Here is a 25,595-nt window from a genome sequence, read left to right on the forward strand (position 1 = left end):
AACCCATAGGACCGCTTTTACCCATGTTTAACAAAATTCTCGTCGTCTGCGTTGGCAATATCTGCCGCTCTCCAACAGGCGAACACATACTAAAACAATTACTCCCAAACAAAACCGTTGATTCAGCTGGTGTTGCCGTTGAAAAAAGTCGTTTAACGGGCAAACCTGCCGATGCAATGGCAACCGAAGTGGCGTCAGAGCATGGCGTGATTATTGATTCACACCAAGCACGCCAATTAACCAGTGATGTTTGCCGAGATTACGATTTAATCCTAGTAATGGAAGCGGGCCACAAAGAAGCCGTAACCAGTTTAGCACCAGAAGCAAGAAGCAAAACCATGCTGTTTGGGCAATGGATAGGGCAACAAGATATCCCCGATCCATACCGCCAAAGCCGAGAAGCATTCGATCACGCTTACGGATTAATAGAAAAAGCAGCCCAAGAGTGGGCGAAGAAACTATAAGAACGGTAATTAAAATGGGGAAGAGCGGTTCTATGGTCCTATGGCCTAAAATCTGCGTACCTTTTTTTATTACTTTGAATCTTAAATAAAACAGCAAGAGTAGTGAATCTTATAATTTGAGTGTTATATCCAACAGGATAGCGCTTTACATAGGACCGCTCTTCCCGCTCTAAACCTCAGGACCGCCTTTAGTCATGTCACAATCAACAAAAAACACCCACGAACAATCTCCCTCTGACGAAATCGATTTAGCAAAACTGTTTGGTCAACTCATTGATGGCCGTTGGTTAATTATGTCAGTAACCACTGCATTTGCTGTTGCCGGTATCGCGTTTGCACTTTTATCTACCCCAATTTATAAAGCCGATGCCCTTGTTCAAGTCGAGCAAAAAAGTAATGGCGGCATGTCTGCCCTTGTTGGTGATATGGGCGAAATGTTTGCGTCTGAATCATCATCAACTACTGAAATTGAAATAATCAAATCTCGTATGATATTAGGTGAGACGGTTGATAAATTAAACTTAACCACAGTCGCTGCACCGCAATACATGCCTATTATTGGCAAAGGCTTATCTCGCTTAATGGGTGAAGATAAAGCCATTAACGTAAGCCGCTTTGATATTCCAAGATACATTGATGAACCAAACTTCACTCTAGTGTTAGACGATGCAGAAAAGGGCACTTATACCCTATTTGATGCAAACGAACGCAAGGTATTAACAGGCAAAGTGGGTGAATTAGCTGATAACAAGGATTACCACTTATTTGTGATGCAATTATCAGGTAACACAGGTGATGTGTTTGATGTGGCTAAAACCTCTCGTTTTGATGCAATTTTAACATTACAACAAACCTTATCTATTAGTGAAAAAGGCAAACAATCAGGCGTATTACAGTTTTCTCTAGAAGGTGAAAATAAAGCCAAGATTGAAGCCATTATTAATAATATTAGCCAAAACTATTTTTTACAAAACATTGCCCGCAACAGCGCAGAAGCAGAGCAAAGCCTTGAGTTTTTAACTGCACAACTGCCTGCGATTAAAGATAAATTAACTGCATCTGAAAACGTATTAAATGATTACCGTTTAGAGCGTAAATCGGTTGATTTAAGTTTAGAGGCTCGTTCAGCTCTTGATACGATGGTTACACTTGAAGCGCAATTAAATGAATTGACCTTTAAAGAAAGTGAGATTAGCCAACGATTTACTAAAGACCACCCGGCGTATAAATCATTACTTGATAAACGCAGAGTGCTATTGAGTGAGAAAGAACGCTTAAACAAACAAGTACAGAAATTACCAAAAACACAACGTCAGGTACTGCGTATGCAGCGTGATGTTGAGTTAAACCAGCAAATTTATATTCAACTGCTAAACAAAACTCAAGAGTTAAACATTGTTAAAGCCGGTACTGTCGGTAACGTGCGTATTTTAGATACTGCACAAGCTTATTCTCATGCAGTAAAACCGAAAAAACCATTAATTGTAGTATTAGCCACGTTATTAGGTGGCATGTTAAGTGTAGCAATCGTATTGCTAAAAGCCGCATTTCACCGTGGGGTAGAAAACCCAGATGAGATTGAAGCGCTAGGTATTCCTGTTTATGCGAGCATTCCAAAATCAACATGGCAAGAAAAGCTAGATATCCGTTATAACAAAAAGAAAGTAAGGCACTTAGAGACGCTATTAGCTGAATCTAACCCCGCTGATTTATCTATTGAAGCTCTGCGTGGATTACGCACTAGCATGCACTTTGCCATGATGGAAGCGAAAAATAACGTAGTGATGATTACCGGTCCTGCGCCAAACATTGGTAAATCTTTTGTGGCGGTGAACTTTGCTGCGGTTATTGCCAAAACAGGTCAAAAAGTATTGGTTGTGGATGCCGACATGCGTAAAGGCTATATGCAACGTTACTTTGGTATGAAGTGGGATAACGGCTTATCAGACTACTTATCAGGCAAATTAAGTTTAGAACAATCTATTCAAAAATCAGAAGTACCAAATCTAGATGTATTAACTCGTGGGCAAGTGCCGCCAAACCCATCTGAACTATTAATGACAAAACGCTTTAGTGATTTTATTGATTGGGCATCAGCAAATTACGATTTAGTATTGATTGATACACCACCAGTACTTGCGGTAACTGACCCAAGCATTGTAGGGGCACTAGCTGGCACAACATTAATGGTTGGGCGTTTTGATCAAACATCAGTTAAAGAAATTGATGTAGCAAGACACAGATTTGAACAAGCAGGGATAGAGGTGAAAGGCTTTATCCTGAATGCAGTAGAGAAGAAAGCAAGCAGCACATATGGTTACGGTTATTATAACTACAGTTATGATAGTGATAAGTGATAATAATGGATAAAGTAAATATAATAAACAAAGATACTTTCTTTTACTTTGTAAAAGGAGATTTCAGTTGTAATTCTTTTATATCAGGAATTACACTCTTTATTTATAGATTAGAGAACTATGTATGGACTTGTAATAAGGGGCTTCATAAGATTATTCATCCAATTTTTATTTTTATAAAAAGGATTTTTAATATACCTAGTCAAATATCGTATAAATGTAAGTTAGGTTATAAAATAAGGTTACCCCATAAAGGTGATGGTGTCATAATATCAAAATATGCAGAAGTAGGTGATAATGTAACGATATATCATCAAGTAACATTAGGAATTAATGAAAATAAAAATGAAATAGAACGAAAAATAATAATTGGGAATGATTGCTACATATCGGTGGGAGCTAAGATTATATCTTGTAAATTAGGAGATAGAGTTAAAGTAGCACCTAATAAAGTAATATATTTTGATTGTAAAAGTGATGTTTTTGTTAAATGACTTATATAGAATCAGTTTTAATATTTAGCGTATTTATACTTTTTATTAATTTTGAGCAACAAAATTCAAAAGTGGCATTATCGCTTAATAGTATGCTTTTGCTCTATGGGGCATTATACTCATTAGGTTCTCTATATGATTATGATGCTATTAATAAAAATATAAGCTATTTGTTGATGATATCTGTAATTATCACGTATATATCGGCTAAATTTACTGAATCAATCTTATTAACAACTACGAATCGTGAGGTTAACTATAGATTAGATTTATATTTTACAAGTAAATTTAAAAATAGCATTATAATATTGACGATATTATGCGTAATTATGTTCTTTTATTTGTTCTTTGTAAAAATAAACATTGTGGAATTCATATATTCAACTCGTGGTGGTAGATCATTATTACTTTCTGGTTATGGCCCTTTAATGTTTTTCAAAGATACACTATCAGCTATTTATATAATATCTCTTGTATTGTATTTATATAGAATGAATGATTTTTTTTATAAGCGACTATTAATATTCTGTGGTTTATTTACTTTAGTTTATTCAATTATTACTATATCTAGAGCTCACTTTGTTCTTGTAGCTCTTTCAACATTGTATATGTTATCATATACAAAGAGATTAAGTATATTTTATGTGAATTTGATTTTGGTTGTAGGTGTTTTTTTAGCTATTTCTTGGAAGTGGATGTTATCATCATTGATATTTAAGGGAAGTATTGATTTCTCAAGTTTTGAATTGGAAATCCCATCAGAGTTGGTTCATTGGAATAATATAACAAATAATATGCTCCAGGAAGATATTATCATGGGGCGCTCGTTCTTGGATGCAATATGTAGTTTATTATACCCTTTTTATGATACAACGCCCCTTTCAGTTTGGTATGTAAATAAATATGAACCTCTTGTTGCATCTATTGGGGGGGGGAGAGGTTTTTCATTATTGGCTGAAGCAATATTGAATTTTGGTTTATTAGGAATACCGTTGGTTTTTTTAATATTAGGTATATTTATCGGTATTATAAATACATTCTCAAAAAAATATATTTATTTTCTTTTTATATCTGCAACACTAATTCCAATAATGCATAAAATATTTCGTTCTGAATTATTATCATTAACAAAAGTTTGGTGGTGGTATTCAATTGTACCGATTACATTAATAATTTTAATTTCTAGGTGTAAGTTTAAATGATTTTTGTCGTTGCTCTGATTTCAAAGTTATTATTATTTTGTATAGAAATAGTACCAAAAGCTTTTGTTGATACTAATGTTTATGGTTATTTTGCTCTTAATTTAGCTCAAATAATGTTGTTGTCATCGTTCATATCATTTGGCAGTGTTAACTATTTATTAAAAGATATGGCCACGTGTAACAGTAAAACAAAATCATTAATATTGTCTTGTTTGATTTCATTTATTATAACTTCTATAATATTAATTGGTTCCTTTTTTGTTTATGTAAATAAATACGTTGTATTTGGCTCGTTATTATTATCATTGATAATGATACTTTCGACGTATTATAGATTTAATAGTATGACGATAAATTGGTATATATTAAAGGATGTTGTTAGATCATCTTTTTTTATTATATTGCTTTCAATGACTTTTTTTATTGGATATCAAATAGATCTTACGATTTTATATTTCATTTCTTTATTTTTATCTTTTATTATTTTGTTTTTTCTTGTGTTCAAGAAAATGAAATTTAATAAAATAAATCTTAATTCATTTAAAATTAAAGATATAACGAGTAGAATTGTTCTTTCTTCTCCTATTGTATTTACTGGCATTTCATATTTATTAGTATCAAGAATAGATACATTTTATGTTAGCAAATTACTTGGAATAGATGTTCTAGCTGATTATAGTTTTGTAAGTAGAGTAATGTATCAATCTCTATTTTTCATGCAAATTATACAGGCAAAACATTTACATAAAATAGCAAAAGAATTCTCACAAGCGAGAAATTTTGAAGCATTAAAACTATCGAAAAAAATAAGAAGAGAATCATTAATACTAACAGCTATTTTATCTTTAATAATACTTTTAGCCTTGAATAGTTCAATTGTAGTAAATACATTCAATATTAAAGTTGATAATGTGTTTGAAATATCTCTGATATTCTTAATCTTACATATTGGAACTGCATATTTTGGTCTTTATGGATACATGCTTTTATACATAGATAAGCAGGTATATTCTATTTTTAATAGTATAATTATTATATGCCTCTCTGTTTTGTTGTTGCCATTTTTTATAAGTGTCTTTGGCTCTATAGGAGCTGCAATAGCTACAACAATATCTATTTTGATAGGTAATTTTTTGGAAAAAATTCAGTTTACATATTTTTTTAATATAAAAAAGAGATGATGATGAATAATATTAGCGTATTACATATTGTTCAGAATAATGGAATAACAAATATGGGATATAATGATTTTTATTTATTCTGTAAAAATAAATTTGTTGATTGTGTTTATTTGTTTGAAGATGGAGTTGATAGAGGTTTAATTAAATCATTTTTTTTGTTTTCTAAAATGTTTTATAAACACTTAAAAGATGCGAATGTAATTCATTATCACTCTCATCAGCTTGTTATTATATCGCAAGTTATTAATAAACTAAGTTTTTTTAACATTAAAAGTATTTATACTATTCATACATCATATGAGAATTTAAAGGGTAAGAATAAATTATTATTCTTATTGAATTTTTTTTTAGTTAATAAAGTTGTTTTTTGTAGTAAATCAAGTTATTTGTCATTTCCTAAGATAATTAGGGAAAATAAAAAGAGTTGTTATATTGTAAATGGTGTGGATTTTGAGATTAAACCATTTGATAATATAAAGTATGGTTTTATTTCCGTTGGTAGGCTTATTTCTTTGAAACGTATAGTTAATGTAATCTCTATATATTTGTCGGGTAAGTTTAAGAATAAGTTAAATGTTGTAGGTGCTGGTGATAAATCTACTGAAATAAAAGAAATGTTGAAAGGGAATTATGATGTAAATATACATGGGTTACTCCCTAGGCATGAAGTATTAAAGTTGCTTTTAAAATCAAAATATTACATATCATATTCCTCAATAGAGGGAATGCCTATTTCTGTATTAGAGGCTATATCTATGGGATGTGTCCCCATTTTGTCAAATATAGAACCTCATAATGAAATTTTTTCTATGGGTATTAAAGGTTTTATTGTTAATAACGAAAATGAATTGAAAAATGCTTTAGTGCAGTGTGAGTTAATGACTGATTTTGAATTTTATAACATTATCGATAATAATATTATTGTACTTAAGAATGAATTTTCATTAAAGACTATGCATGAAAAATATTATAGAGAATATGCTGAGTTGTTGCTATGAAAAATATCGAATTGGTTGGTATTCCTTGTTGTGGTAAAAGCTATATTTGTGCAAATAAATTTAGTAATATCCGTTATTTGTCTGGAAGGAAAAATATAATATATGAATTGTTGTTATTTATATGCGGTATTTTAACTTTAAAAATAGAGGATATAAAGTTCTTTATATCTTGTGTGCGTCGTGAAAATGTGAGCTTTTTATTTAAAGTGAATATTTTTAGGAATATAGTGAGAAAGTTTGGTTTAAATAAAATATATCGTAACCGCGGTTATATCATTGATGAAGGTGTTTCCCAAATACCATTTAATTTATTGAATTCAAATGTGGATGAGGTATTTAAGGTTGTTTTTCCATATTTAGAAAGTAAAGTATATTTTATAAATAGTGCTAATGATTCTGAAATAAAGAAAAGACTGATAAATAGAGGTCATACAAGATTGTTCTTTATTAATATTGATGATTTTATTTCTATAAATAGAAGTGTAGAGAATAATGTTATAAATAACTTAAATAAGTATTTAGTGGATTTCGAGGTTGTAGAAAATGCTTAAGGTATATATTGATTTATTTAATGAATTAAAAAGATTAAATATTTTCTACTTAAGTTGGAAAAGTAATCATGAATTGAATAAGGCTCTTGATGGTAATACTGATTTAGATCTTTATGTATCATATGACTCTAAGAGTAAGTTTCATAAAGCAATAGTAAATAAAAAATTTAAGAAAATGAACACTACAGTTTCAAATCATCCCTATATTGCTCATTATTTAGGTTATGATGAGGTAGAAATGAAAACTGTACATTTGCATGTTTATTATAAAATTGTCACAGGGCAAAGTAATTCAAAAAACTATATATTACCATTAGATGACTTTTTTAAAGAAAACTGTGATAATGGTAGGGAGTTTCCGGTCTTAAATTCAGATGCTCAAGGCGTTATTTTTTTAATAAGATATTTTTTGAAGTTTGGTGGTGCATATAATACATTTTTATTGATTAGAGATCGTGAAAAATATAGTAAAGAGCTTGAAGGTGTAACTTTTGATTATAATGGAAAATTACCATTAAATATAAATGATTTAAGCTATAAAAAAATGATTTCTTCATTCAAATCAAATAATATTATATGTAAATATTATACATCTATAGTCTTAAAACTAACATTTTCTGGGTATAAAAGACGTGGTTTCTTATCTTATATTCCATTTTTATACGTTAATTTTTTTAAGCGTACGGTAAATAAAATTTTCTTTAAAAAGAAAAAATATTTAGATTATGGTACGGTGGTGTCAATTTGTGGGTTAGATGGTTCAGGGAAATCAACGATGGTTGCATCTTTATCTGAGCTTTTTTCCGATAAAATAACAGTTAAGAAAGTATCAATCGGTAGACCAAACCCGACTAAATTGACATTTGTTTTTTGGTTTTTTATTCGTTTTATTGAGTTAATAAAAAATACAAAAAAAGATGAATCAAAGCCAATTGAAAAATACTTCCCTAAAAGTAATGTGGGTATTATTTCAGCATTTAGATATTTTTTATTATCCTATGAAAGAAAAAATGCGATTATAAATGCGCATCGATATGCTGAAAAAGGTTACATAGTGTTGACTGATCGTTATATAACGACCGATTATGGTAAAATGGACAGTCCAAGAATAGTATGTAGTATAAGAAAATCAAAATTATATAACTTTTTAAGTAAGTTAGAAATTAATAATTATAAAACGATGTATCCTTCTGATGTAGTTATTAATTTAGATGTTCCTGTTAATGTATCTATCGAGCGTAACCAAAAAAGAAATAAAATAGGAAAAGAAACTGATAATGAAATTAGAGCAAGGCATATTATTAATAATAATATGAACTATATATCAAATATATATTTTTCAGTTGATGCAACAAGTGAATTTGAATTTGTTAAATTTAAAGTTTTTTCATTGGTTTGGGATAATGTTTAATATGTCTAACTTGAAAAATGTTTTATTAACTGCTAATACTAGTTGGTATCTATATAATTTTAGAAAAAATACGATTATAGCTTTGATTGAAAATGGTTTTATTGTTACAGCTCTTGCTCCAAATGATTCATATTCAGAAAAACTTGAAACGCTAGGTGTAAAGTTTATTGATATTTCTATTGACCAAGGTGGTACAAACCCAATTAATGATCTCAGAACATTAATTCAATTCAATAAAGTATTCTCTTCTAATAGGTATGATGTAGTTTTAAATTTTACCCCTAAGAATAATATATATAGTACTCTTGCTGCTAAGATAAATAAAATCAAAGTAATAAATAATATAGCAGGTCTTGGGATCTTATTTATTAATGAAAGTGTTACATCAAAAATTGCTCGCCTACTTTATAAAATAAGTCAAAGAAATGCCGATAAGATTTTTTTTCAAAATGAAGATGATAAGAAACTTTTCTTAGAACATAATTTAGCTAATGAATCTATTACTGCTCGTTTACCAGGTTCTGGTGTCGATCTCAGTCGATTTGAAGTTATCCCTTCTCAAGATGATGGTGTTGTAAGGTTTTTACTTATTGCTCGTATGCTTTATGACAAAGGCATTGGGCATTATGTTGAAGCGGCTCGAGTGTTAAAAGCTAAATATGGTAATAACGTAGAGTTTAATCTTTTGGGGTTTCTTGCTGTTGAAAATCCATCGGCGGTATCTGAAGTTGAAATGCAGAGCTGGGTTGACGAAGGAATTGTTAACTATCTTGGTGTTTCGGATGAGGTTGAAAAAGAAATTGCTAAAGTTGATTGCATGGTACTTCCTTCATTTTATCGTGAAGGTGTGCCCAAATCGCTTCTTGAAGCTGGTGCCATGGGGAAGCCAATCGTTACTACTGATAATGTAGGTTGCCGTGAAACAGTTAATGATGGAGTTAACGGTTTTCTATGTGTACCTAGATCAACGCAAAGTTTGATAGATAAATTAGAGCTTATTATTCAGATGAGTCATGAAGAACGCTTAACTATGGGACTTAAAAGTCGAGAAAAAATTGAGAACGAATTTGATGAATCAATAGTTATAAACTGCTATTTAGATGCGATTAAAGAAGTTTTGGAGAAATAAATGAAATATTTAATAACAGGTGCATCAGGTTTTATTGGTAGTCGAGTTTCTGAGGTTTTAATTGAAAAGGGACATTATGTTGTTGGTATAGATAATAATAATGACTATTACGATGTTAATTTAAAGTTTGCTCGATTAGATAGAATTAAGAGTGATAAATTTGAGTTTATCAATATGGATTTTTCAGATAAGCAATCTGTAGATTCTTTATTTGATACTCATAAGTTTGATCGTGTTATTCATTTAGGTGCACAAGCGGGTGTTCGTTACTCAATTGAAAACCCAATGGCATATGCCGATTCAAACCTAGTAGGACATTTAAATATCCTTGAAGCTTGTCGCAATCATAAAATACAGCATTTAGTTTATGCTTCTTCTAGTTCTGTTTATGGTTTGAATGAGAAAACACCATTCTCAACATCAGATTCTGTAGACCACCCTGTTTCATTATATGCAGCAACAAAGAAATCAAATGAGTTAATGGCACATAGCTATTCTCATCTTTATGGGATTCCAACAACGGGTCTTCGTTTCTTTACTGTTTATGGTCCTTGGGGACGTCCAGATATGGCACCATTTATCTTTACTAAAAAGATCCTCGATGGTGAAACAATCGATATTAATAACAATGGTGATATGTGGCGCGACTTCACTTATATCGATGATGTTGTTGAGGGTGTAGTACGTATTGCTGACGTTATACCTGTGCAAAATAATGAATGGAAAGTCGAGAGCGGTACTCCTGCCACCAGTTCTGCTCCTTATGCGGTATATAATATCGGTCATGGTAGCCCGATCAATTTGATGGAGTTTATTTCAGAGATTGAATCAGCGCTTGGCATTGAGGCTAAAAAGAACTTCCGTGAAATGCAAGCTGGTGATGTGTATAAAACTTATGCAGAAACGTCTGATCTGTTTAAAGTTACAGGCTATACACCTAAAGTAGGGGTAAAAGAAGGCGTTCAGAAATTTGTAGAATGGTACAAAGAATTTTATAACAAATAAATATTATTAATTGGTTAGGTAAAAATGAAAATTGCAATTGCTGGCACAGGCTATGTTGGCTTGTCTAACGCTATGTTATTGGCACAACACAATGATGTTATTGCGGTTGATATTATTGAAGATAAAATAAATCTTCTTAACGATAAGCTATCACCTATTGTTGATGCAGAAATCACCGATTTTTTAAATAATAAAGAATTGTCATTTACCGCAACGCTTGATAAAGAGTGTGCTTATAAAAATGCCGATTTTGTTATTATCGCAACACCGACAGATTACGATGTAAAAACAAATTACTTTAATACCTCATCGGTTGAATCTGTCATTAAAGACGTAATGGCAATTAACCCACAAGCGGTGATGATCATCAAATCAACCGTTCCTGTTGGTTATACGGCACAAATCAAACAAGAGTTAGGCTGTGATAACATCATGTTCTCTCCTGAGTTCCTACGTGAAGGTAAAGCGCTGTACGATAATTTATATCCGTCCCGCATTATTGTTGGTGAGCGTTCTGAACGTGCACAAGCTTTCGCAAATTTGTTAGTTGAAGGTGCAGTCAAACAAGATATTGATGTGTTGTTTACTGATTCAACTGAGGCTGAGGCGGTTAAGTTATTTTCAAATACTTATTTAGCGCTGCGTGTGTCTTATTTTAATGAACTTGATACTTACGCTGAATCGCACGGCTTAAATGCTCGCCAAATTATTGAAGGGGTAGGTTTAGACCCTCGTATTGGTAATCACTACAATAATCCATCATTTGGTTATGGTGGTTACTGTTTACCAAAAGACACTAAGCAATTACGAGCAAACTACAGTGATGTACCAAATAATATTATTGGTGCCATTGTAGAGGCAAATACAACGCGTAAAGATTTTATTGCTGATAGTATTTTAAAACGTAGCCCAAAGCGTGTGGGTATCTATCGTTTAGTGATGAAATCAGGCTCTGATAACTTCCGTGCATCAAGCATTCAAGGTGTGATGAAGCGCTTAAAAGCGAAAGGCATTGAGGTTGTGGTTTATGAGCCTGTTCTGCAAGAGAAAGAATTCTTCAACTCATTGGTGATAACAGATTTAAACGAATTTAAATCAACCTGTGATGTGATTGTGTCTAACCGTATGGACCAAGAATTATCAGATGTAGAGTCAAAAGTGTATACCCGTGATTTATTTGGTTCTGATTAATCATTCATTTTATTAATAATTAATGTCGGATAACTATTGATAATCTGCTCTATTTTTGTACAATACCGCACGTTGTTTTTTCTTTGGCTAAAAAACAAACGTGGCTCGTGTTTTATTTGTATCGTTACATTGATAACTGAATAAAATGCGAGCAAATAGACCACGTAGCAACTGCGTGGTTTTATGCAATACTCATCTATATATAATTAAAAGATAACTACATTCCTATAGGAAGTCTATTTATGATTAACGCATATTTATTTGTGTTTCTCGTTTCATTCGTCAGTTTATTTATCATGCGCAAAGTGGCTAAGCGCGTAGGATTGGTTGATAAACCCAATGAGCGTAAACATCACAAAGGAGTGATCCCATTAATTGGTGGTATTTCTATATTTACTACTTTATGTATTGGATTACTTCTGTTTTTCCCAGCAGATGAAAACTTACTCATGTACCTAAGTTGTGCAGCAGTACTGGTAGTATTAGGCGCATTTGATGACTTTTACGACATCAGCTTTAAAATCCGTTTAGTGGTTCAAGTTGCCATTTCACTTATTATTATCTTTGTTGGTGGACACAGCTTACATCACTTAGGGTTTTTAATGGGCAGTGAGACCATTATGTTGTCTTCGGTAACCAGTGGCGTCATTACCATTTTAGGTGTGATAGGGGCGATTAATGCCTTTAATATGGTCGACGGCATTGATGGTTTACTTGGTGGTTTGGCATCGGTAACGTTCGCAGCATTGGCTACGGTGTTCCATTACAGTGGTAATGATTACTTAGCGCAGGTGTGTGCATTAATTGTTGTCGCAATCATCCCTTATATTATGCTTAACCTTGGTTTTCCATTAGGGCGTCGTTTTAAAGTCTTTATGGGTGATGCCGGCAGTATGTTCATTGGCTTTACTGTGGTATGGATGCTTATTCGTGGTTCTCAAGAGCCATCGGTCATTGCATTTAAACCGGTAACTGCATTATGGCTAATCGCTATTCCTCTTATGGATATGGCTACCATTATGATCCGCCGTGTTCGTAAGGGCCAATCGCCATTCAAACCAGACCGCGAGCATTTACACCACATTTGCCAGCGTTTAGGGTTATCTTCGCGCATGACGCTGTTCCTTATTTGTACAGTAGCGACGATTTGTGCTTGTTACGGTATTTGGGCAGATCTAAACGGGATACGAGAATCAGTCATGTTCTTTAGTTTCTTGGCATTGTTTGCTGTGTACTTCATGACTATCAGTTACATCTGGCGTATCACAACCTTTGTGCATAAGCTTTTGGGCAAACGCATGTCGATACAGGTTCAGGCTGAAGTTGGTAAGTAACTCTCTTTTGAGTAGCACTACAATTTGAATACATAAAAGCGGAGATAACTGGCTAAGTTGTCTCCGCTTTTTTTTGTCTAATTGTTGGTTAGGTACAGCATGGGCTTACAATTTATCAATTGATAATGCTAAGTTATTGGTGTTTTGATACGATATGAGGCGTTAAAGTGCATGTTGTTAAGGTTTTATGCACATTTAAACAATAGTTTGATAGCTATCATGGATGATTTTCGTGATTCTGTTTTAATAGGGCTTAAAGAGCGAACTAAAACTTTGTATTTAATGGTCTCTTATTTGAAGCAAATGTTAGACAGTCATGCTTTCTTACAAAGAAATAACAGAAGGCACTATTTATCAAGGCATGCTGTAAAATTTTAAGTGTTATAAGGCCAATAGCGATAGTTCAAGGGCTGTATCATCCCTCTGAATTATAAACGATTTACCAAAGTAGTTTATAAGCTATTAATATACTGGCATATAATTTGCTGAGAAAAAAACAAATTTGTAATACAATGGCAACAGCCAAAAAATAGACTATAAAATGCTAACGCGATGGGGATGCGTACAGGGCTGACGCATGTATAAAACGCAGTATTCGTTACTATATCAGTTCTGCTGAATTAGATGCAGAGAGCTTTGCTCATTCTGCTCGTGGCCATTGGGGTATAGAATCGATGCACTGGTCTTTAGATGTCAGTATGCGAGAAGATGAATGCCAAATATTACTTGGAAATGATGGCCAAAACTTTGCTCGTTTTCGTCATATAGCGCTTAATTTACTGAAGAAAAATAAAGGTAAAGACAGCGTAAACTTAGCTCAAATGAAATCATTAATGAATGATGAGTACAGAGAAAAGCTAATTTTTGGTTAAAAAATGTTCACGCGTTTGCCGTGATTTTATAGGTTCTAGAGCTAAGCGTTCCAGTTAGCACTGTGTATAGTTTCTACCAAAATACACATCAATAAATTATATACGCCTTGGGTATGCGTTAGAACCTATAGGCGGTAGCGTACTTGAAATTTACAAAAAGGATTAAAAATGTATTTATTTACCAGTGAAGTAGTAGCTCCTGGGCACCCAGATAAATGTGCGGATATCATCTCAGACTCAATTGTCGATGCGCTTATTATTCATGATTCACAGTCGCGTGTCGCAAGTGAAGTATTTGTTGCTGGTAAAAACATCATCATCGGTGGCGAAGTAAAAACAACCGCTAGCCTTTCACAAGCTGATTATGAAAAAATTGTAAAAAATGCATTGATTAAGATTGGCTATACAGGGAAAGGGGCTTTTACAAAAGAGCAATGTTTACACCCTGATGATATTAATGTTCAAGTATTATTAAATCAACAATCACCAGACATCAATCAAGGCGTTGACCAAGAAGATGGTGAAACAGGTGCCGGTGATCAAGGTATTATGTTTGGTTATGCTATAGCTGAAACAGCAGATTTTATGCCTTCTGCAATTTCTTACGCTCGTATGCTTAGTGATAAAGTCTACCATTATGCGCTAAATCATGATCACAAACTTGGCGTTGATATTAAAACGCAAGTAACTATGGATTATGGCAATAAAGAAAACTTTGAAAACGGTAAACCTCAAAAAATTCATACTATCGTTGTTTCTGCCCCATCAGTAGAAAACATGCCAATTGAAGAGGTTCGTACTTTAATCCAAGGCTTAATTGATGATACAGGTTTACCAACGGATCTTTACAACCCACAAGAAACGATTATTCATATCAACCCAACTGGTCGCTATGTAAACCACAGTTCACTGCATGATTCGGGTTTAACTGGTCGTAAGTTAATCGTAGATTCATTTGGTGGTTATGCACCTATTGGTGGCGGTGCACAATCATCTAAAGATTACACAAAGGTTGACCGTTCAGGCTTGTATGCCGGTCGTTGGTTAGCAAAGCATGTTGTAGCAGCGGGCCTAGCAACTAAATGTATTGTTCAGCTTTCTTACGCGATTGGTGTAGCGAAACCAACGTCAGTATCCGTTGATACCCAAGGTACGTTTACAAAAGTAGATGATGATGTGTTATCGCAGTTTATTATTGATAACTTCTCTTTAACGCCAAACTGGATTACTAAGAAATTTAATCTTGATAAACCAAGTGCTGAAACCTTCTTATATGCCGATGTAGCATCTCGTGGTCAGGTCGGTCAAAGTGACTACCCTTGGGAACAGTTGGATGAGTTAGAGAAGTTTCAGTCAATTTAAGCATTGTTATAGCGGTAATTAATATATGAAAATACTCGTTACTGGTGGTGCTGGCTTTATTGGTTCAGCAGTTACCCGCCATATTATCAATAATACGAATGATCTTGTTGTTAATGTAGATAAGCTAACCTACGCAGGCAACTTGGAATCTCTTTCTGATATTCAAGATCATAAGCACTATGCATTTGAGCAAGTGGATATTTGCGACCGAGCAGAGCTAGAACGAGTATTTTCAGATCATACACCTGATGCAGTGATGCACTTAGCCGCTGAATCTCATGTTGATCGATCTATTGATGGCCCTGCTGCATTTATTGAAACCAATATTATTGGTACTTATGTTCTATTAGAAGCTACTCGTAATTATTGGAATTCTCTAAGCAATGAGAAAAAAGCAGGATTTCGTTTTCACCACATTTCAACAGATGAAGTATATGGTGACCTAAAAGGCACTGATGAACTGTTTATGGAAACTACTTCTTATGAGCCATCATCGCCATACTCAGCATCAAAAGCGTCTTCTGATCATTTAGTTCGCGCTTGGTTACGTACTTACGGCTTACCAACAATAGTAACCAATTGCTCAAATAATTATGGTCCGTATCATTTTCCAGAAAAGCTTATCCCTTTAATGATTTTAAATGCTTTAGATGGAAAGCCATTACCAGTTTATGGCAATGGTATGCAGATCCGTGATTGGTTGTTTGTAGAAGATCATGCTCGTGCGCTATATAAAGTTGTTACAGAGGGTAAAGTCGGAGAAACCTACAACATTGGTGGTCATAATGAAAAAGCCAATATTGATGTAGTAAAGACTATTTGTTCATTGCTTGAAGAGCTCGCACCAAATAAACCAGAAAGCGTTAATCAGTATCTTGACTTAATCACGTATGTTACAGATCGCCCTGGTCACGATGTTCGTTATGCTATTGATGCATCAAAAATTGAGCGTGAATTAGGTTGGAAACCAGAAGAAACTTTTGAATCAGGGATTCGTAAAACGGTTGAATGGTACTTAGATAACAAGCCATGGTGGTTACGCGTTTTAGACGGTTCTTATGCAGGAGAACGTTTAGGTGTGTATTCAGAGTCTAAAGTAATAGAAAAGGTGGCTAAGTAATGAGAGGGATTGTTCTCGCGGGGGGCTCAGGCACTCGTTTGTACCCAATCACTATGGGGGTATCTAAGCAGTTATTACCCGTTTATGATAAACCAATGATCTATTATCCTCTATCAGTTTTAATGCTAGCGGGTATTAATGAGATATTATTGATTACAACACCTGAAGATTTAAGTAGTTTTCAACGTTTATTAGGTGATGGTTCTCGATTTGGTGTAAAACTTGAATATGCGGTGCAGCCAAAACCTGAAGGATTAGCTCAAGCTTTTATCATTGGTGAAGAATTCATCGGTGACGATAGTGTTTGCCTTGTTCTTGGCGATAATATTTTTTGGGGACAAGGTTTTTCGCCATTACTAATTGAAGCGGTAAACCAAGACCATGGTGCAACTGTATTTGGCTATAAAGTACATGATCCAGAACGATTTGGTGTTGTAGAGTTTGATGAACACCTTAATGCCGTATCAATAGAAGAAAAACCTTCTAAGCCTAAATCTGATTTTGCTGTAACAGGTCTCTATTTTTACGACAATCAAGTCGTTGAAATAGCTAAAAAGGTAAAACCCTCTTCACGTGGCGAGCTTGAAATAACCTCAATTAATCAAGAATATTTAAAACAAGGCAATTTAAAGGTCAAACTACTTGGTCGAGGGTTTGCTTGGTTAGATACAGGAACACATGACAGCTTGTTAGAAGCAGCACAGTTTGTCGAAACTATAGAAAAACGACAAGGATTTAAAGTGGCTTGTTTAGAAGAGATTGCATTGCAATATGGATGGCTTAATAAAGAAAAAATCATAAAAAATCCATATTTATCAGATAAAACAAGTTATGGAAAGTATGTATTGAATATGTTGAAGAGTAAATCTTATGACTAAAAAAGTAGCTATTTCACAATCAAACTATATTCCATGGAAAGGATATTTTGACTTAATTGCGAGTGTTGATGTTTTTGTATTATATGATGATATGCAATATACAAAAAGAGACTGGCGAAATAGAAATAAGATTCAAACAGCAAATGGTCCTCAGTGGCTAACTATTCCTGTAGATGTAAAAGGAAAATACTACCAAAAAATCAACGAGACTTTAGTTGCTGAACAATCTTGGCGTAGAAAGCATTGGGCTGCAATTTGTCAGAACTATTCAAAAGCGCCTTATTTTAAAAGTTATGAAGAAATCTTTAAAAACTTATATTTAGAATCTAGTGAAACGTCTCTTAGTAAAATTAATTATGAATTTTTAAAAGCAATTTGCAATATCTTAGGCATTGATACAAAACTGGTTTTTTCTGATGAATTTGAACTTGTTGATGGGAAGTCTGAAAGACTATTAGGTGTGTGTAAAGATCTTAATGCTGATATTTATCTCAGTGGGCCAGCAGCAAAAGACTATCTAGATGTAGAGCTATTTTCTAAAGAAGGTATTACTGTTGAATGGATGGAGTATGGTAATTACCCTGAGTATTCTCAACAATACTCACCATTTGAACATTATGTAACAGTGTTAGATTTGATTTTTAACGAAGGATCTAATGCTAGAGATTATATGAGAGTATTAGATGAAGCTTAGTATTGTTACAACTGTTTTTAAGTCGAGTCGATTTATTGATGAGTTTTATAATCGGATTTCTAAATCAATCGAAGCTCTGCTCTTATCTAATGATTGTGAGATTATTTTTGTTAATGATGGTTCTCCCGATGATTCTTTAGATAAATTAAAGAGATTATCTGAACAGGATGCTAGGATTAAAGTTATAAACTTAACTCGTAACTTTGGCCATCATGCCGCGATTATGGCAGGGTTGAACCATTGTGTAGGGAAACATATTTATTTAACTGATATTGATTTAGAAGAACCACCTGAGTGCTTAGTTGAATTTTATAGGGAAATTAATGAAAAACATAATATGGATGCCGATGTTATCTATGGAACTCAAGCTATACGCAGCGGTAAAGGATTGAAGAAATATGGGGGTAAAATATTCTACCGATTATTTAAATCCCTTTCTAATGTAGATATAGATGATAATGTTATGACATTAAGAATTATGACTAGTCGTTATGTTTCAGCGTTGCTCCTACACAATGAAAAAGAACTATATTTGGCTGGTTTATTTGCGATTACTGGCTTCAATCAAGTTGCTAGAAAAGTAGAGAAAAAATCACGTGGTGATACGTCGTATACTGCTTTAAAACGAGTTCGTCTTTTTGTTCAAGCTATTGCCTCATTTAGCTCTCTGCCTTTAGTTCTTTGTTTTTACTTAGGCGGTACCTTTTCATTTCTGTCCTTTGTATATTCTTTTTATTTAGGAATCCGTATATTTAGTGGTACGTACATATTGGAAGGTTGGACTTCATTAATTATATCAATATGGTTTTTATCTGGAATTATTCTTATGGCACTTGGTATTCTGGGTATCTACATTTCAAAAATATTTAATGAAGTAAAAAATCGGCCTACTTACTTAGTGAAAGAGATCTATGCTAAAAAATAAATTAGATAAGTCTATTACAGCTTATAAACAGTCATTTTCCTATGAGCTTGATAATCAGTTGATGTTAAACTGGTATCCTAAACGAGTGGCAAAAAAGATGGTGGATGGCAAACTTCTTGAGCTTGGTGTTGGTCATGGCTACAGTTGTAAGCAGTTTGCAAGGCAAGTTGATGAGTATACCATTTTGGATGGTTCTCCAGCGGTTATAAGTCAGTTCAGAGAAAATAATCCAGATTTAAACCATATTAAGATTGTTGAAACATATTTTGAAAATTATGAATCACCAGAACTATATGACAATATTGTTATGGGTTTTGTGTTGGAGCATGTAGAAGATCCTGGATTAATCCTTAGAAAATATAAGAAATTTTTGACTACCGAAGGTCGTTTATTTATTTCAGTTCCCAATGCTAGTTCACTGCATAGACAATTAGCTCATTTAGCTGGGATGTTACCTGATATTAAGAAATTATCAGAATCAGATAAAGAGCTAGGTCATTTAAGATATTTTACCGTTGACAGTTTAAAAAAATTAGTTGAAGTAAGTGGTTATGAAGTGATTAGTATCGAAGGTCTATTCCTAAAACCATTTACTACAGCACAAATAACCTCGCTTGATCTTGATGATGAAATATTTGATGCTTTGATGAAGAAGGGAGTTGATTATCCAGAATTGTCGACCGGAATCTTATTAGAAGCGAAAGTTAAATGAATGTATGTATAGTTGGTAGTTCAGGGTTAGTTGGCTCTCAACTAAGAGGCTTACTTAGCTCGAAACATAAGATAATTGAACTAAATCATCATAAATGTAATATTGAAAGCTTTGATGTTGAAAGCTTAGCTAAAATGCTTGGTAATATTGATTGTATAATTAATTGCGCTGCTATATTTGAACAAAATGATACAGCTAAATTATTATCTATAAACTCTCTTGGAGCACTAAATATAGCAAAATTGGCAGTTTTACTTCAGGCTAAGCTGATACATATATCGAGCACTTCTTGTGAACAACACTCAGATAATGAATATTTTAATAGTTATGGCATTAGTAAACTAGCCGGTGAATTATTGATTAAGGATTATCTTGCAAAACAAAATATTGAATTCAGTATTGTTCGTTGTAGCCAGATCTATGACCTTAATTGGAAGGCCAGTAAGAATCAACCATTTTTTTATAACTTAATCAGTAGTGCCAGTCATAATAGTAAGGTTATCTTCTATGGTAATGGGGATGTAAAACGTAACTATGTGTCTTTGGAAACTGTAGTTAATAGCATTAAATATATCGCTGAAAACAAAGTTGATGACTTTGGCTACATTATTGGGGAAACACTTAGGGTTTCAGAGTTGATAAAAAAAATGTCTCAGGCATTAGATAAACCAATTGAAATTGAATGGGATAAAGGAAAACCATCTTTAAAAACAATTCATATTCCGTATCTTTGCCAAAATTTTTCTGAGCATTTTCAGACAAATTTAATTTCTGACATAAAGGAGATGGTTACCAATGAAAAGAATTAAAGTTCTAGTTACAGGAGTTGGTGCAATCATTGGTTATGGTATTATCAATTCTTTGAAAAAAATACCTAACTTAGAACTACATATCGTAGGGGTTGATGTTTTTCCTGATGCGGTTGGCCGACATTGGTGCGATACCTTTGTTCAAGGAGTTTATGCACAATCCGAGCAATTCAGTGACTTTATTATTTCAATAGTTAAACAGCATAAAATAGACCTTATTATTCCAGGTATTGAACAAGATGTAGATGCATTAGCAAAGTTAGTTGAAATTGGGAAGTTACCCAAAGAATTAGTAGCCATAAACTCAAAATGTGGTTTAGCGACATTTCAGAACAAACTCAATACGAGTAACGTTCAAGTTGAATTAAACATACCATATATCCAGTTTGCAGACGCATCCTTAAGTAATAAGAAAGAAGTTATTGATAAATGTGGTCTACCATGCATTTATAAGCCATATAGTGCATATGCAGGTAAAGGTTTAGCGATTCTTCACACAGAATCTGAAGTAGAAAAAAAATGCGAGCTAAAAGAAGGGATATTTCAGAGGTATATTCGTTCTGATAAGGAGTATACAGTATCAGTTTTTGGCTTAGATGATGGGGGTTTTATTAATCCAATCGCTTTTGAGCGTCGTCTTGGTCCTGATGGTGCTACACATAAAGCCAAAGTAATTGATTTTGCTCTATTCGAACTGGTTGTGAAGCTGCTTTGTCAAAAAACAAAGCCGAAAGGGCCAACTAACTTTCAGTTTATTTCAGATGACAGTAGTGACGATATCTTACTTTTGGAAGTTAATCCAAGGGTCTCTTCATCTACTTCAATACGTCAGAAGTTTGGTATTAATGAAGCTGAAATGTGTTTGGAATTTTATCTATTTAATGAAATACCTAAACAGCAGTTCGTAAAATATGGTTCAGCGGAACGATTTATCGATGAGGTTATAGTCTATGATAGCGATAATATCTGATATTCACGGAAATCTACCTGCATTAAATGCTGTTTTAAATGATATTTATCTAAATAAGAATGTAAATAAAATAATTTCTCTTGGTGATGTATCTGGATATGCCCCATTTGTGAATGAATGTATTGAAAGGCTTATTGACGTTAATGCAATCAATATAATGGGCAATCATGATTTTTATCTTTTATCTGGATTAGGGTGCCCTAGGTCAAAAAGTGTTAATGAATTGAGTGAAACTTTCTCGAATAAAATAACAAAGAACTCTATTGATTTTTTGAAAGTGAGTCCTCTTTTCTTTAGTGAAAACGATGTAATAATGGTGCACGCTGGATTCCAAAATCCAATTGATGAGTATTTATATTCTATATCTCAAAGCTATTTCGAGCGTTTTAATTATAAGTATTTTTTTTCTGGGCATACTCATGTTCAGCATGTTGAGTATTTTGAAAATGGCCAAGTTTATTGTAATCCAGGATCTGTAGGGCAACCAAGAGATGGAGATGCTAGAGCGAGTTATGCGTTATTTTCCCCAGATTCAGGTGAAATAACTTTGAAACGAGTCGAGTATGATGTGAACTCTGTTATTAACGAATTGATCAAATTTGGCTTTAGTGATTATTACTATAATAACTTACTTAAGGGTTCTAGAATTGGCGGGAAAATTGATAAAATTAAAGGCAGCTAGATGCAAGGACACCTATACATACTTGCAACAATAATATTAACAGTTTATGGACAAATAGTCATGAAGTGGCGAATAGCTAAATTTGGTGCTTTCCCTGACCTTTGGTTTGATAAAGTAAAGTTTTTATTTAGCGTTTTATTTGATCCATTTGTCTTCTCGGGTTTTGTTGCTGCTTTCTTAGCTTCATTTGCTTGGATGGCTGCAATGACAAAGTTTGAAATTAGTTATGCATATCCTTTTATGAGTTTAAACTTTGTACTTGTGTTTTTAATTAGCATCCCATTATTTTCTGAAACATTTAGCCTCTATAAATTATGTGGAGTGATACTTATCGTTTTAGGAACAATATTAGTGGCAAGGTCTTAATTTATCTATGAAAAATCAACAGATCCCCTTTTCAAAACCAACCGTTACGGGTAAAGAACAGCAATACATTGAAGAAGCAATAAAATCAGGTTATCTTTCTGGAGATGGTCCGTTTACCAAAAAATGTCATCAATGGTTTGAAGAGCATTTACGGTGTGAGAAAGTACTACTTACGCCAAGTTGTACCGCTGCATTAGAAATGGCTGCAATCTTAATTGATATTCAGCCTGGTGACGAAGTCATTATGCCAAGCTACACGTTCGTATCTACAGCAAATGCTTTTGTTTTACGTGGAGCAAAAATAGTATTTGTTGATATCCGTCCAGATACAATGAATATTGATGAAAACCTAATAGAAGAAGCCATTACATCTAAAACCAAAGCTATTGTACCTGTTCATTATGCAGGTGTTGCCTGTGAAATGGATACGATAATGGAGATAGCATTACGTTATGAGTTGTATGTAATTGAAGATGCAGCCCAAGGAATGATGTCTACATATAAAGGTAGACCTCTTGGTACGATTGGGCACTTAGGTGCATTTAGTTTCCATGAAACTAAAAACTACACCTCAGGTGGTGAGGGTGGCTTATTTATTATTAATGATAAGCAGTTTATAAAAAAATCAGAAATAATTCGAGAAAAAGGCACTAATCGTAGCCAGTTTATTGAAGGTATTGTAGATAAGTATACTTGGGTAGATATTGGAAGTAGTTATTTACCAAGTGAGATTCAAGCAGCATATTTATATACACAATTAGAAAACGCCGAGAAGATAAATAAAAAACGTCTAGAGTTATGGAATAAATATTATAGTGAACTACTAGAGTTATCAAAGTTAGGCGTAATTGAACTACCAACAATTCCAGCGGAATATACTCATAATGGACATATGTTTTATATCAAGTTAGAAGATGTTGATGCGCGCTCTAAATTTATAAAATATATGAGAAATAATAAAGTGTCAGCAGCATTTCATTATATTCCATTGCATTCTTCTATCGCTGGTTCTGAGTTCGGAATGTTTAATAATGATGATGTGTTTACTTCGAAAGAGAGTCAAAGATTAGTCCGGTTGCCGTTGTATTATAATATGAGCAATTCTGATTCTTGTTTAGTAATACAGATTGTTGTTGATTATTTAAATTCTAAAGTTAATCGTTAATAGGAGTTATATGTTTTATTTAGGTAATGATAAAAGAATTAGTGCCCTTGCGCTCTTTTTGTTTTCCTCTTTATTAATTATTTTCTTAATTACTCAAATTTTACCTTGGGAAAATGCAATTATAACTGTGCATGATAACCTTGATTCTAATCATGTTTATTATAAAACATTAATGGAAAGTGGTTTACTATATAGTGGTGGGGATTTAGACTCATTTTTAGAGTTGGATAGAAATACGTTTCCAAGTGAACTAAACTTAGCAACACAGCTATATAATATATTTCCACCATTAACAGCATATTATTCAATTTTAATACTGAAAGTACTCATCGCAGTGACTGGCATGTATTTGTGCTTAACTTCTGATTTAATTAAGCTAGATAAAACTGTAGCATTTGGAGTTGGTTGTGCATTCGCAGTTTTACCAGGTCATCCAGCGTCATATCTTGCACAATCTAGCGTTCCATTAATCTTTTACATGGTTTACTTTGGTTTTAAAGTTAATAACCTAAAGATGTATATAGCATCATTATTTGTTCTATTTAGTCTCTCTTTTTTATCAAGCCTTTTCTTGTATGGCGTGTTTGTATTAATAACGTTATCTTTTTTATTCTTGTTTCTTTTTTTACTAAAGTATGAAAAATCTAGTCGTATAGCAATATCAATTATTATTTTATCTTTGGGTTTTATAATAAGTGAATATCGAATTTTTGAACTTCAGCTCTTCGGTGGATATGTATCTTTAAGAGAAGAAATTTTAAGAGCTCCGCAGTTATTTTTAAATACATTTATAAATATAATAACTAAAGGTCAATATCACTCTGAAATATTTGCAATCAATGTATACTATGTTGCTTCTATAATAATAATTTTTTACGTGCTTAATTATTTTTTATTTAAACGAAAGTTATCGGAGGGTAGGGGGAAGTTAATTCTATTGCTTCTTTCTTTATATGTTATATTCGCGGTTATAGCTTCATTTTCTCATACAGCATTTTTTTATTCGATGGCTGAAAATTATAAATTAATATCACTACTCAATTGGAGTAGATTTACTTTCATAATGAGCTTTTTTTTATATATAATGCTTGGTGTGCTTTTATGTGATTTTAATAAATTCTTGTCATTGCTATTTGTGATTTTATTAATATCCTTTAATATGATGAAACCTGCGGTTTACAATGATTTTAAAAAGAACTTTGATAATATGACAGGTGAGAGCAATCAAAAGTATGTGACCTATAAAGAGTTCTATGGAGAAGAGGTTTTTTCTAATTTAAAAAATAAAATAAATTATAATCATGAAAATTCATTAGCAGTAGGTTTTTATCCATCCGTACTGAAGTATAATAAAATTAGTACATTAGATGGATATTTTTCATATGCTCCACTATCTAGAAAACACTTATTTAGAACTTTGATATCACCCCAGCTTGAAAGTAACATAATACAGAAGAGTAGTTTTGATAATTGGGGAGCGAGAATGTATGCTTTTGAAGACTCCAATAATTTTAAGAAAACAAATAAATATGGGGACTGTGAACCTATTGAGCTAAAGTTAGATATGAATGTATTCAAATCAATAGGTGGTGAGTATATATTTAGTATATGCAAGTTGAAAAATATGAAGGAACTTGGATTAACAAAAGTTAGTGAGGCTTTTTGGCGTCCATATTCTATGTTGTATTTGTATAAGATAAAAAATAAACTTTAATCCTTTGTA

The 25,595-nt window shown here is 33.0% G+C and carries 25 protein-coding genes; all 25 read left to right on the plus strand.

Translation table 11 applies throughout. The annotated features are described in order from the left end of the window. Positions 1-23 precede the first annotated feature (23 nt). Entirely contained in the window at positions 24-464 is a 441-nt protein-coding gene (locus tag BTO22_RS18365) for an arsenate reductase/protein-tyrosine-phosphatase family protein (RefSeq protein WP_105056742.1), read from the plus strand. A 194-nt stretch (positions 465-658) separates the two neighbouring features. Then, positions 659-2,821: a polysaccharide biosynthesis tyrosine autokinase gene (locus BTO22_RS18370; RefSeq protein ID WP_105056743.1), complete on the plus strand. Its 2,163-nt coding sequence runs from the start codon at positions 659-661 to the stop codon at positions 2,819-2,821. A gap of 5 nt (positions 2,822-2,826) precedes the next feature. Then, positions 2,827-3,315: a serine acetyltransferase gene (locus BTO22_RS18375; protein WP_258132701.1), complete on the plus strand. Its 489-nt coding sequence runs from the start codon at positions 2,827-2,829 to the stop codon at positions 3,313-3,315. Further along, the gene (locus BTO22_RS18380; protein WP_105056744.1) at positions 3,312-4,517 is read left to right on the plus strand and encodes an O-antigen polymerase; all 1,206 of its coding nucleotides are present in this window, start codon (positions 3,312-3,314) and stop codon (positions 4,515-4,517) included. The genes BTO22_RS18375 and BTO22_RS18380 overlap by 4 nt, the downstream gene beginning before the upstream one ends. Next, positions 4,514-5,698 (plus strand): oligosaccharide flippase family protein, encoded by a 1,185-nt coding sequence (locus BTO22_RS18385; protein ID WP_105056745.1) that lies wholly within the window; start codon positions 4,514-4,516, stop codon positions 5,696-5,698. Before BTO22_RS18380 ends, BTO22_RS18385 begins: the two co-directional genes overlap by 4 nt. A 53-nt stretch (positions 5,699-5,751) precedes the next feature. Next, on the plus strand, positions 5,752-6,696 hold the full coding sequence (locus BTO22_RS18390; RefSeq protein ID WP_219843880.1) for a glycosyltransferase family 4 protein: 945 nt from the start codon (positions 5,752-5,754) through the stop codon (positions 6,694-6,696). After that, positions 6,693-7,247 (plus strand): hypothetical protein, encoded by a 555-nt coding sequence (locus BTO22_RS18395; protein WP_105056747.1) that lies wholly within the window; start codon positions 6,693-6,695, stop codon positions 7,245-7,247. The genes BTO22_RS18390 and BTO22_RS18395 overlap by 4 nt, the downstream gene beginning before the upstream one ends. Continuing rightward, the gene (locus BTO22_RS18400; RefSeq protein ID WP_105056748.1) at positions 7,240-8,658 is read left to right on the plus strand and encodes a hypothetical protein; all 1,419 of its coding nucleotides are present in this window, start codon (positions 7,240-7,242) and stop codon (positions 8,656-8,658) included. The genes BTO22_RS18395 and BTO22_RS18400 overlap by 8 nt, the downstream gene beginning before the upstream one ends. Before the next feature lies 1 nt (position 8,659). Beyond that, positions 8,660-9,787: a glycosyltransferase family 4 protein gene (locus BTO22_RS18405; protein ID WP_181044699.1), complete on the plus strand. Its 1,128-nt coding sequence runs from the start codon at positions 8,660-8,662 to the stop codon at positions 9,785-9,787. Further along, a complete protein-coding gene (locus BTO22_RS18410; protein ID WP_105056749.1) occupies positions 9,788-10,792 on the plus strand; it encodes an NAD-dependent epimerase in 1,005 nt (334 codons plus the stop codon). Positions 10,793-10,816: 24 nt separating this feature from the next. Continuing rightward, the gene (locus BTO22_RS18415; protein ID WP_105056750.1) at positions 10,817-11,983 is read left to right on the plus strand and encodes a nucleotide sugar dehydrogenase; all 1,167 of its coding nucleotides are present in this window, start codon (positions 10,817-10,819) and stop codon (positions 11,981-11,983) included. Between the two features lie 242 nt (positions 11,984-12,225). Next, complete coding sequence (gene wecA, locus BTO22_RS18420; RefSeq protein WP_105056751.1) at positions 12,226-13,317, plus strand: UDP-N-acetylglucosamine--undecaprenyl-phosphate N-acetylglucosaminephosphotransferase; 1,092 nt, start codon at positions 12,226-12,228, stop codon at positions 13,315-13,317. Positions 13,318-13,910: 593 nt separating this feature from the next. Beyond that, the gene (locus tag BTO22_RS20320) at positions 13,911-14,189 is read left to right on the plus strand and encodes an ISAs1 family transposase (protein WP_374954031.1); all 279 of its coding nucleotides are present in this window, start codon (positions 13,911-13,913) and stop codon (positions 14,187-14,189) included. A 168-nt stretch (positions 14,190-14,357) separates the two neighbouring features. After that, positions 14,358-15,551: a methionine adenosyltransferase gene (metK, locus tag BTO22_RS18430; RefSeq protein WP_105056753.1), complete on the plus strand. Its 1,194-nt coding sequence runs from the start codon at positions 14,358-14,360 to the stop codon at positions 15,549-15,551. A gap of 25 nt (positions 15,552-15,576) precedes the next feature. Then, the gene (rfbB, locus tag BTO22_RS18435; protein WP_105056754.1) at positions 15,577-16,671 is read left to right on the plus strand and encodes a dTDP-glucose 4,6-dehydratase; all 1,095 of its coding nucleotides are present in this window, start codon (positions 15,577-15,579) and stop codon (positions 16,669-16,671) included. Continuing rightward, on the plus strand, positions 16,671-17,549 hold the full coding sequence (gene rfbA, locus BTO22_RS18440; RefSeq protein WP_105056755.1) for a glucose-1-phosphate thymidylyltransferase RfbA: 879 nt from the start codon (positions 16,671-16,673) through the stop codon (positions 17,547-17,549). Before rfbB ends, rfbA begins: the two co-directional genes overlap by 1 nt. Beyond that, complete coding sequence (locus tag BTO22_RS18445; RefSeq protein WP_105056756.1) at positions 17,542-18,243, plus strand: WbqC family protein; 702 nt, start codon at positions 17,542-17,544, stop codon at positions 18,241-18,243. Before rfbA ends, BTO22_RS18445 begins: the two co-directional genes overlap by 8 nt. Next, positions 18,233-19,168: a glycosyltransferase family 2 protein gene (locus tag BTO22_RS18450; protein ID WP_105056757.1), complete on the plus strand. Its 936-nt coding sequence runs from the start codon at positions 18,233-18,235 to the stop codon at positions 19,166-19,168. The genes BTO22_RS18445 and BTO22_RS18450 overlap by 11 nt, the downstream gene beginning before the upstream one ends. Beyond that, positions 19,155-19,880, plus strand: coding sequence for a class I SAM-dependent methyltransferase (locus tag BTO22_RS18455; RefSeq protein WP_105056758.1), 726 nt, complete (start codon positions 19,155-19,157; stop codon positions 19,878-19,880). The genes BTO22_RS18450 and BTO22_RS18455 overlap by 14 nt, the downstream gene beginning before the upstream one ends. After that, the gene (locus BTO22_RS18460; RefSeq protein WP_105056759.1) at positions 19,877-20,689 is read left to right on the plus strand and encodes an NAD-dependent epimerase/dehydratase family protein; all 813 of its coding nucleotides are present in this window, start codon (positions 19,877-19,879) and stop codon (positions 20,687-20,689) included. Before BTO22_RS18455 ends, BTO22_RS18460 begins: the two co-directional genes overlap by 4 nt. After that, on the plus strand, positions 20,676-21,659 hold the full coding sequence (locus BTO22_RS18465) for a hypothetical protein (protein WP_105056760.1): 984 nt from the start codon (positions 20,676-20,678) through the stop codon (positions 21,657-21,659). The genes BTO22_RS18460 and BTO22_RS18465 overlap by 14 nt, the downstream gene beginning before the upstream one ends. Continuing rightward, on the plus strand, positions 21,640-22,341 hold the full coding sequence (locus tag BTO22_RS18470) for a metallophosphoesterase family protein (protein ID WP_105056761.1): 702 nt from the start codon (positions 21,640-21,642) through the stop codon (positions 22,339-22,341). The genes BTO22_RS18465 and BTO22_RS18470 overlap by 20 nt, the downstream gene beginning before the upstream one ends. After that, entirely contained in the window at positions 22,342-22,707 is a 366-nt protein-coding gene (locus tag BTO22_RS18475) for an EamA family transporter (RefSeq protein WP_105056762.1), read from the plus strand. It abuts the gene before it with no gap. Positions 22,708-22,714: 7 nt separating this feature from the next. Next, positions 22,715-23,872 (plus strand): dTDP-4-amino-4,6-dideoxygalactose transaminase, encoded by a 1,158-nt coding sequence (gene rffA / locus BTO22_RS18480; RefSeq protein WP_105056763.1) that lies wholly within the window; start codon positions 22,715-22,717, stop codon positions 23,870-23,872. Positions 23,873-23,882: 10 nt separating this feature from the next. Next, positions 23,883-25,586, plus strand: coding sequence for a DUF6044 family protein (locus tag BTO22_RS18485; protein ID WP_105056764.1), 1,704 nt, complete (start codon positions 23,883-23,885; stop codon positions 25,584-25,586). The last annotated feature ends 9 nt before the right edge of the window (positions 25,587-25,595 follow it).

The organism is Aliivibrio sifiae (genome assembly GCF_002954705.1).
Taxonomy (GTDB): Bacteria; Pseudomonadota; Gammaproteobacteria; order Enterobacterales; family Vibrionaceae; genus Aliivibrio; species Aliivibrio sifiae_A.